The 3,510-nt window shown below is 64.9% G+C and carries 2 protein-coding genes; both read right to left on the bottom strand.

Annotated features, from left to right (window positions below):
• On the bottom strand, positions 1 to 2,337 hold a 2,337-nt coding region (locus JWP83_RS20465), incomplete at its 3' end, for an MMPL family transporter (protein ID WP_297733845.1).
• Between the two features lie 71 nt (positions 2,338 to 2,408).
• The coding region (locus tag JWP83_RS20460; protein ID WP_297733842.1) for a hypothetical protein at positions 2,409 to 3,510 on the bottom strand (1,102 nt) is incomplete at its 5' end.

Below are 3,510 nucleotides of genomic sequence, written 5' to 3'. Positions count from 1 at the left end.
GCGCGCCGTAATCAGAATCGATGCCACCTGTTCCATCGCGGCTGTGCTGAATCGGTCGAATTTCGAATCGACGACGAAGCGCACCGAATGACCGTCGGGCGAGATGAACATCAACGCGGCGTTGTTGAAGTCCTCTGAGGTGAGCTCCTTGGGCGGGATGTACATGCCCGCCTTCGAGGTTGGTGAGGCGTCGCTCTTCATCGACAGCAGCAGGTCGGCTGCCTGGTTCATTCCTAGACCCATCTGCTTGGTCTGATCAACTAGTGCGCGGACACCCTGGTCCAGCCGCTGGCTGCCGTCGGCCAGTGCGTCGGCGCCTTCCTGCATTTGGGCAATCCTCTGCGGCGCACCGGCAGGACTATTGATGTCCGCTGCCCGCAGACTGCCGCCTGCCGTTGCCAACAGGGTGCTCAGATGCTGCACTGTCGATTGCACGTTCTGTGCCGCCGCTCTCTGCGCGGCGTCCAATGTGCCGTTGTTTCGCGCCTGGACAAGTTGTTCGAGTTGGGAGCGGCCGGCGCTGCACGCCGGGTCGGCGCTGCACTGCGGACTGTTGTTCAAAGCGTCGATCATCGGGCCCGCCGAGTCGACGACACTGGCGGCGAGCGTCAAAACCGACCCGTTGGTGTTCGCGTGTCCGCGGATGCTGTCCAGCAGTTGGGCCGCCGCGGCGAGTTGCTGCTGCACCTGGTTCAGCGTTGCTGTGAGCCCGGTCACCGACCCGCTGGCGCTGCGGATTTGGTCGCGAACCTTTTCCAGGCTTGCTGCGAGTTGGTCGGCGCCACTTGTCAGTGCGTTGAGGTCGTTGGTTCGGTCGCTGATGTGGGTCGAAACGTTAGCGAGGTTGGTACCGACCTCTCCGGCTTGAAAGCTGAGCTTGGTCTGATCAAGCGGCTGGCCGGTTGGTCGCGTGATGCCGCGCACCGCGGCGATATTGGGCAGCTGAGACACGCGTTGCGCCATCTGATCCAGGTCGGCCAGGGACCGCGATGTCCGCAGGTCGTGTGGCGAGCGCACGTAGATGTATTGCGGCAGCAGGGCACTCGTCGAGAAGTGGTTTTCCATCGTCGAAAAGCCGATATTGCTCGGCGCCGATTGCGGTAATTGCAGGCGGTCGTTGAAGGTGGGCCGCAGGAAGGCCGCGCAGCTGGCCAGCGCGATCAACACCGACAAACTGATCAGCAGATGTGCTTTGGGCCGGCGAACGATTTGGACGGCTGATCTCCGCCACAGCCGGTTGGTGAGCGCCTGTCGGGGCGTTACCCATCGGCGTCGACCGGCTAGCACGAGTATGGCGGGCAACAGCGTGACGGCGGCAAGAAAGGCGATCCCGATCGAAACCGCAAGTGCCGGGCCCACACTCGTGAACGCGGGGAGGCGGGTGAAGACCATGCCACAGAAGGTGATGGCGACGGTGGCCGCCGACGCCGCGATGACCTTGCCGATGGAGCTCAGCGCCTGCTGCACAGCCAGGTCGGAGTCTGTGCCGGACCGGATGTATTCGTGGTAGCGGCTGATCAAGAAGACGGCGTAGTCGGTGCCGGCGCCGACGATCATCGCGGTCATCAATACGATCGTCAGGGCGGACACTCCAAGTCCGAGCTGAGTCAGCGCGGACACCACACCCTGGGCCGAGGCCACCGAAATTCCGATGGTGATCAATGGCAGCAGCACGGTCACGGGTCGTCGGTAGATCACCAGCAGGATGGTCAGTACCAGCAGTGCGGTGGCGATCTCGATTAGGTGCATGTCGCGGGCGCTGACGATTGACAGGTCGCCGACCATGGCCGCCTGTCCGGTCACATCCGCGGTCAGCGAGGAACCCGCGGTGGAGCGTTTGGCGATTTCTGTGATCCGCTGGTAGGCCTGCGAGGACTCAGGGGAGCCGGCAGGCGCCCTGAGATTCACCGCCATGTAGAACGCTTTGTTGTCGGCGCTGACCATCATTGAACGCAGTGCGGGCGTGGTGAGGACGTCCTGTACGCCGGTCACATCGTTGGTGTCGCCGCGTAACGTGGCGGCCAGTTTGCGGTAGGCATCCTCATCGCCAGGTTGCAGACCCCGGTTGTCGGTGAGTACGACGATGAGGACGTTCTGAGCGGATTCACCGAAATCCTTGGCCATCTGCTCGGCGGCCGCCATGTCTTTGGGCGGCAGCGGCTGCACGGTCTGGTTTTCCACCACCTTGGTCAACGGGGGGATGGCCACAGCCAGCACGCCGACCACTACGATCCAGGCTGCGATCATCAGCCACGGCGCGCGCACCACCAAGCGGCCCAGCACCGAAAACGCATCGATGCTGGTCGAGGTCCGGCAGGCGCCGGACTGGTTAGCCACAGTGAACCCTTCTTTCGTATGGTCAAGCGGGGGGCGGGAGCGGGGTCACCCGCTCGTCGTGGATGGGACGCTTACTGCGCGCGGCCCACTGGTGTAGGGCGTCGCCAGCCCGTCGTGCCGATGAGCGAGAAGTCGTTCAGTGTGTTCGAAAGGTCTTGTCGCAAGCTGTCATTCGAGCTGCCTGGCTGGTACGCAAGGGCTGAGACGAAGACCTGTCCGTGGGCTCTCCCCGAGAGCAACGCCAGCACTCCGCCAGTGCGGTGCATCGTCGCTTTGGTCATGCCCGGGTAGAGCGACTTCATGGCGAAGTAGTCGGCGTCGGTGCCGTCTGGCCGGTTGGTGGCCGGGTTGACCGAACCGAGGTTCGATGAGACGACGCTGGTCGCGCTGCCCGCGGCCACCCTGACCATTCGCCGGAAGAGCCGCTTGGGCAACAGAGGAATGAGCGGCAGCAATGCCCACCGTTCGTCGGGCACCTCCTGGTGGCGGATCAGCGCTTGCTTGATCGCGGCCCGCATCTCGCGCAGGTCCGTCGTCGCGGGAGCGGGGTCGACCGTGACGTCGACATTCGTGACGGCGTTGGCGCGGGTATCGTCGGCGGTGCGGTCGTTGACGGGCATCGCCAAAGTGACCGAGCCGTCTGCGGTGACCCGACCCACTCGCTGGGCCAGGCGGGCTGCCAATCCCGCAAGCAGTGCGTTGCTGGTTCCCCCGAGCATGTGTGCGCGGGCGTTCCACTCGTCGGCGTCGACAAAGATCGTTGCCATCGGAAGAGTGATGCGTTCGTCCGCTGCGGCGGGCAGCGGACGCGGTGTGGCAGATTCAGCACTTCGGCGGTTGTGCCGGGCCAATCGTGCTGCGGCGACGACGGCGCGGCCGATCGCGGGGGTGTCACGCGCGGTTTGGCGGGCGTCCTCGCGCAGCGCCCGCCACCGCCGTCGTGACGCAGCAGCAGGCCAGTTGATGGCGTTGTCGTAGCCGCACGCCGCTTCCACCATCGCCAAGCACGCCCCGAGGCCGTCCGTGAGGCAATGTGAGACGACCAAGCTCACCCCCGCGCCGCCTTCGGTGAACGGGAGCACCGCAAGGTGCCATCCGGGTCCGTGCTCGGCATCCAGGGGAAGGCCGGCCTGCTCGTTCAGCCAGGCGTCGAATTCTTCCCGCGGCCGAGGC

This window comes from Mycobacterium sp., from assembly GCF_025965855.1.
In the GTDB taxonomy this organism is placed as follows: Bacteria; Actinomycetota; Actinomycetes; order Mycobacteriales; family Mycobacteriaceae; genus Mycobacterium.
The sequence above is the reverse complement of the archived record's forward strand: the minus strand, read 5'-3'. Positions and strand labels throughout refer to the sequence as shown.